This is a genomic window from Bacillus sp. AFS001701, from assembly GCF_002559405.1.
GTDB lineage: Bacteria > Bacillota > Bacilli > Bacillales > Bacillaceae_G > Gottfriedia.
In genome coordinates this window covers 1-6,266 of record NZ_NTZO01000590.1, presented here as the reverse complement: position 1 = coordinate 6,266, position 6,266 = coordinate 1, and the positions used below count along the sequence as shown (strand labels likewise).

Below are 6,266 nucleotides of genomic sequence, written 5' to 3'. Positions count from 1 at the left end.
TTTCTATTTAAATTAAGAAAAAACTTGCATTTCCTAAATCATTTAAACCCCCTTTGTTTACAAGGAATAAGAAGAAAAAAGTTAAATATTATCTAGACTCATATTTACGAATCTGTTCGTTTTGTTTATGATATAAGATGAATAATTTGGAAATTTAATTTATTTTTTAATAATTAATGAAAATACTTTCAAAAAATTTTTTTTGAAAGTGATTTTACATATTTTGTATAATCAGCCTTGATTATTACTAAAATAAGTTAGTAATTTATGTTTAAGAAGTGAGGTAAATTAATTGAAAACTAAAGTAAACCCAAAAGCAGTTATTGTCATTTTTGGAGCAACAGGAGACCTAGCAAAAAGAAAGCTTTTTATTTCAATATATAGACTATTTTTAAGTCAAAAAATTGATGAAGGTTTTGCGGTTGTAGGTGTAGGTAGAAGACCTTGGTCAAATGATGAATTTCGTGAAACTGTAAAAAAATCAATTCAATCGATTGCTTCATCTGAGACTGAGATTGAAAGCTTTTTATCTCATTTTTATTATCATCAATTTGAAGTATTAGAACCTTCTTCATATATAGAATTAGGAAATTTATTAACAAACTTGGATAATCATTATTTAATTCCTGGTAACCGTGTGTTCTTCCTTGCAATGGCACCTGAATTTTTCGGGACAATTGCTAAACAGTTAAAACAAAATGGTTTGGCTGATACTGAAGGTTGGAGTCGAATTGTAATCGAAAAACCGTTTGGACATGATTTACCGAGTGCGATTGAATTGAATGATGAAATTCGTGAAGCATTTTCTGAAGATCAAATCTACCGTATCGATCATTACTTAGGGAAAGAAATGGTTCAAAATATTGAAGTAATCCGTTTTGCGAATGCCATGTTTGAACCACTTTGGAATAATCGATTTATTTCAAATATCCAAATTACTTCTAGTGAAATTCTTGGTGTTGAAGACCGTGGAAAATACTATGAAAATTCGGGAGCTTTAAAAGATATGGTTCAAAATCATATGCTTCAAATGGCAGCACTACTTGCTATGGAGCCTCCGATTAAATTAACAACTGAAGAAATTCGTAGTGAAAAAGTTAAAGTATTTAAAGCTTTACGTAAAATTGATGAAAACGAAGTAAAAGATTATTTTGTTCGCGGACAATATGATGCCGGTGTAATTAACGGTGAAGAAGTTCCAGCCTATAGAAATGAGAACAATGTTGCACCTGAGTCTCAAACTGAAACCTTTGTTGCGGGCAAACTTTTTATTGATAATTTTAGATGGGCTGGTATTCCATTCTATATTCGAACAGGAAAAAGAATGGCGACAAAATCTACTAAGATTATTGTTCAGTTCTCAGATATACCAATGAATCTTTATTACAATACAAAAGAGACAATGTCTCCAAATTTATTAATTATACATATTCAACCAGATGAAGGAATTACATTGCAATTAAATGCAAAAAGATCTGGCTCAGATGAAGGCTACACAAAGCCAATTCAATTAACATTTAATAATAATTGCGTTGATTGTATTAATACACCAGAAGCATACGAGCGATTAATTTATGATTGTATGTTAGGTGATGGCACAAACTTTACACATTGGGATGAAGTAAAATATTCTTGGAGCTTTGTTGATGTCATCTCAAAAGCTTGGGACAATAATTTAGCACCACTTACAACTTATAGTTCTGGTTCAATGGGCCCAAATGAAGCTGATACTTTATTGACAGTTGATGGTCATAAATGGTGGCCTGTTACTGATCGATTAAATGAAAATAAGAACGAATGATAAATAAAAAGTTACCCCCTCATCATATCGAGGGGGTAACTTTTTTAAGTTTCTAAAACAAATTTTAAATTATGTCCACTGAGTATGGAACTTACCTTCTTTATCAATTCGTTCATAAGTATGTGCACCAAAATAATCTCTTTGTGCTTGAATTAAATTTGCAGGAAGTGTTTCAGTACGATAGCTATCAAAATAAGCTAATGCAGCAGAGAAACATGGAATTGGTACTCCAGCTTCAATTGCTACTACGCTAATTTTACGTAATGCACCTTGATAGCTTTCTACGATTTCTTTGAAATATGGATCAAGTAATAAGTTAGAAAGATTAGCATCTAAATCGTAAGCTTCTTTAATTTTTTGTAAGAAAGCCGCTCGAATAATACATCCACCTCTAAAAATCATTGCAATATCACCATATTGTAAATCCCAGTTATACTCATCAGATGCAGCTCTTAATTGAGCAAATCCTTGAGCATATGAACAAATTTTACTCATATAAAGAGCTTTACGCACATCTTCAATAAGTTGCTCTTTATCACCATTATATGTACTAGTTGACGGACCAGATAATAATTTACTTGCTTTTACTCTTTCATCCTTCATTGCAGAAATAAATCGTGCAAATACAGATTCAGTAATAATCGAAGTAGGTACGCCTAAATCTAGCGTGCTTTGACTAGTCCATTTTCCTGTACCTTTTTGTCCTGCTTTATCTAAAATAACATCTACAAGTGGTTTACCTGTTTCTTCGTCTGTTTTAGTAAAGATATCGGCTGTAATTTCAATTAAATAGCTATCAAGCTCACCCTTATTCCAATCACTAAATACATGGTGTAATTCGTCAGCAGTTAAGCCAAGTACATTTTTTAATAAAAAGTAAGCTTCTGAGATTAATTGCATATCACCATATTCAATTCCATTATGAACCATTTTTACGTAATGACCAGCACCATCTGGGCCAATATATGTTGTACATGGCTCATTATTTACTTTTGCAGCAATCGCTTCAAAAATCGGTTTTACTAGTTCAAATGCTTCTTTTTGTCCACCAGGCATAATTGAAGGTCCTTTTAAAGCTCCCTCTTCTCCACCTGAAACACCTGTGCCAATAAAATGAATTCCGCTATCAGATAGCATTTTGTTTCGTCTTTGAGTGTCTTTATAGTATGTATTTCCACCATCAATTAAAATATCACCTTGATCAAGATGAGGTAATAATTGTTCAATTGTTGAATCAGTTGGTGCTCCTGCTTTTACCATTATTAATATTTTTCTAGGTGTTTCAAGAGAATTTACAAAATCTTCAATTGAAAATGTTCCAACTACATTTTTACCTTCTGCTTCTCTTAAAAATTCTTCTGTTTTTTCAACTGATCGGTTATACACAGAAATTGAGAAACCTCTACTTTCAATATTTAAAGCTAGGTTTTTTCCCATTACTGCTAACCCAATTACGCCTATTTGTTGTTTAGCCAATTCAATTAGTCCTTTCTAATTAAAATTTGCAAGGGTTTTCAAATTAAAAATTGTAAAATATTTACTATCTTTAATATAACCTCCGATTAGTTTTGCTATCCTGTTAAATATTCTAACGACTAACCGAGCAAAATCCTTGCATACCATAAACTTAAGGTCAATAATGATATTAACATAACAAGCGCGATGAATAAATGTAAACATGTTCTATATATTAAAATTTTATAATTTGAAAAGAAGTGAAAATGTGGTATTAAATTACAACGATAATAAATGGACTCAGCTTTTATTTACTTTAATTATTGCAATTATTGGTGGATTTTTATTTCAATTTATTAAACTCCCAATACCTTGGCTCCTTGGACCGATGTTTTTTGTACTTATACTTTCTAAAATTAAAGGGATAAAATTGTATTGGCCAAGTAAAATTCGAGATACAGCCATGATCATAATCGGCTACACAATCGGGCTATCATTTACATCTTCTACGTTTATTCAAATCGGACATCAAATAACTTCAATGATCCTGATGACCTTTCTACTCATCCTTTTTACAATTACAATATCAATCATAATTTCTAAAGTATTTAAAATACATTATCCAACTGTTTTATTAGGTAGTATTCCAGGTGGATTAAGTCAAATGATTGCTTTGGCAGAAGAGATTAAAGATATTGACTTTACAATTGTCACATTCTTACAAATTTCTAGGCTTATGATGATTATTTTTATGGTCCCAATATTAATTTTCAGTCCATTTTTTAATGTACATAAAAGTTCGATCTCAGAAGCCGTTCACCACACTTCAGCAAGCTGGCATGGCTTATTTCCAAATATTATTATTTTTGCTATTTTCTGTACGTTCCTAGGGCTTTTAGGGAAGAAAATAAATTTTCCTACTGCATTACTTTTAGGACCAATGATCGCTACCATTATACTTAATTTATCTGGACTACATGGACCTGCCTTACCATCTGTTATATTAGACTGTTCCCAATTAATGATGGGAAGTTATATTGGCTTATTATTGAAACCAGAAAACTTAAATAACAAATTAAAAATAGTTATAATTTCAGTATTAAGTGGAGTCGTTTTATTAACATTTTCGCTATTATCAAGTATATTTCTAACACATATTCACACCATTGATCATATTAGTGCCTTACTAAGCTTAGCCCCTGGTGGAATGGATCAAATGGCATTAATTGCAAAAGAAGTAGACGCAGATCTAACTGTCATAATGTGTTATCAACTATTTAGAACACTATTCATATTTATTGTTGTACCATATTTATTAAGATATATTTTTAGAGCAAGGATACAAGAAAGTAAGGTAAAACGAATAAGTAACGAATAAGAAAAGCAAGGAAAATTACCTTTCCTTGCTTTTCTACTCTTCATAAATCATTTTTCTAGTCATACCGCCATCAATTATGATATTTTGACCATTAATAAAGTTATTTTCTGGATCAGCTAAATAAATACAAGCTTTAGCGATATCTTCAGGCTTACCAACTCGATTTGACCAATGTTGAAGATGGTCAGTTTCTTTTAATTCTTCATTCTGATCAACTTGAATCCATCCAGGGCTAATGCAGTTTACTGTTATACCATTTGGCTGAAGCGATGCTGCTAAAGAATGGGTAATTGATACAATTCCACCCTTTGATGCTGCATAAGCTTCTGAATTTGGCTCCGACATAATCGCCCTTGTTGATGCCATATTTATTATTCTTCCACCATTATTCATCACTTTAGCAGCTTCTCTTGATGAAATAAAAACGCTTCTCAAATTAGTATTAATTACATGATCCCATTCATCTGTTGATAAACTTAAAAATGGCTTAAAAGCGGAAATTCCTGCATTATTAATTAAAATATCAAGTTTACCAATTTTATCAATGACATTGCGAATTAGATTTATGATGTCTTCCTCTTTACTAACATCAGTCTTAAAAAAAATTGCCCTCCCACCATATTCCTCAATTTTCTTTACTACTCTATGACCTTTTTGTTCATTAACATCAACTATACAAACAATTGCTCCTAATTTTCCAAATGCGAGTGCAATACCCTCTCCAATTCCATTCGCACCACCTGTAATAATAATTGATTTCCCTTTAAACTTTTCTTCCATATTTTTATACCTCTTCATACAATTAGTCTATTAATATTATTTCCATCCTTAACAAAAAAAGCCGTCAAATGACAGCTTTTAATCCAAATTAGTTCGAACTAAGTTATCTCAACCTTGAGTTTGATTTTTGCTTAATCCAACCTTTTTTAATAAATAGATTAACATATCTTTTTCAGCTGAATTTAGTTGAGAAAATAAGTTATGAATCATTTCACTATGAGCTGGAAAGATGCAACTAATTACTCTTCTACCCTCTTCCGTCAAAGCTGCATAAATAACTCTTCGATCTTTTGGACAATTAACGCGTTTAATATATCGCCTAGCCTCTAATTTATCTAATACATACGTCATATTTCCGCTTGAGATTAATATCCTTTTACCAATTTGTTGAATTGGCTGATCTCCTTTATGATAAAGCAATTCTAAGACTGCAAACTCAGTCAAATTCAAACCAAAACATTTAATATTATTAATCGAAGCATCAGTCAAAAATCGATTTGCTTTACAAATTTCAGAATATAACTGGAGCGAATTAGTTGAAATTTCATTTTGATTCAATTCATATCAACACCTTTCAACTATCTTGAATTAAAGATAATTTTAAAGTATTTCTTGAAAGTAGTCAATGTCCGAGTATGTGTTTAAATATATAATGAAGCTTCTATGAGTATTTTTAGTTTACATAACATTATTATCGATTATCCAAATACTCTTATTCCTGATTAAGTAGATATATGTCAACTCAATTTAAATGCAAATGGAATTATTTTACAAAACAAAATTATTTAACGGTTGATTGCAAAATAAAAATAACAAATAAAAATCAATTTTGGAATTAACAGATTATTATAA

Annotated in this window: 5 protein-coding genes; 2 read left to right on the top strand and 3 right to left on the bottom strand. The window is 30.8% G+C overall.

Annotated elements, in window-relative coordinates; genetic code table 11:
* The first annotated feature begins 292 nt into the window (after positions 1-292).
* On the top strand, positions 293-1,801 hold the full coding sequence (zwf, locus tag CN514_RS23600) for a glucose-6-phosphate dehydrogenase (protein WP_098234662.1): 1,509 nt from the start codon (positions 293-295) through the stop codon (positions 1,799-1,801).
* Between the two features lie 69 nt (positions 1,802-1,870).
* Here zwf and gndA read toward each other — a convergent pair whose 3' ends face one another.
* Positions 1,871-3,277 (bottom strand): NADP-dependent phosphogluconate dehydrogenase, encoded by a 1,407-nt coding sequence (gene gndA, locus CN514_RS23595; RefSeq protein WP_098234661.1) that lies wholly within the window; start codon positions 3,275-3,277, stop codon positions 1,871-1,873.
* A 247-nt stretch (positions 3,278-3,524) separates the two neighbouring features.
* Between gndA and CN514_RS23590 the strand changes: the two genes are divergently transcribed.
* The gene (locus CN514_RS23590) at positions 3,525-4,634 is read left to right on the top strand and encodes an AbrB family transcriptional regulator (protein WP_286141813.1); all 1,110 of its coding nucleotides are present in this window, start codon (positions 3,525-3,527) and stop codon (positions 4,632-4,634) included.
* A gap of 33 nt (positions 4,635-4,667) precedes the next feature.
* Here the strand turns inward: CN514_RS23590 and CN514_RS23585 are convergent, their stop codons facing one another.
* Positions 4,668-5,414: an SDR family NAD(P)-dependent oxidoreductase gene (locus CN514_RS23585; RefSeq protein WP_098234659.1), complete on the bottom strand. Its 747-nt coding sequence runs from the start codon at positions 5,412-5,414 to the stop codon at positions 4,668-4,670.
* A gap of 108 nt (positions 5,415-5,522) precedes the next feature.
* A complete protein-coding gene (locus tag CN514_RS23580; protein WP_098234658.1) occupies positions 5,523-5,972 on the bottom strand; it encodes a MarR family winged helix-turn-helix transcriptional regulator in 450 nt (149 codons plus the stop codon).
* Positions 5,973-6,266: the final 294 nt, after the last annotated feature.

What these genes read in the sequence shown, in the direction of transcription:
- CN514_RS23585 (WP_098234659.1), bottom strand. Translation starts at nt 5,414, where the DNA reads ATGGAAGAAAAGTTTAAAGGGAAATCAATTATTATTACAGGTGGTGCG.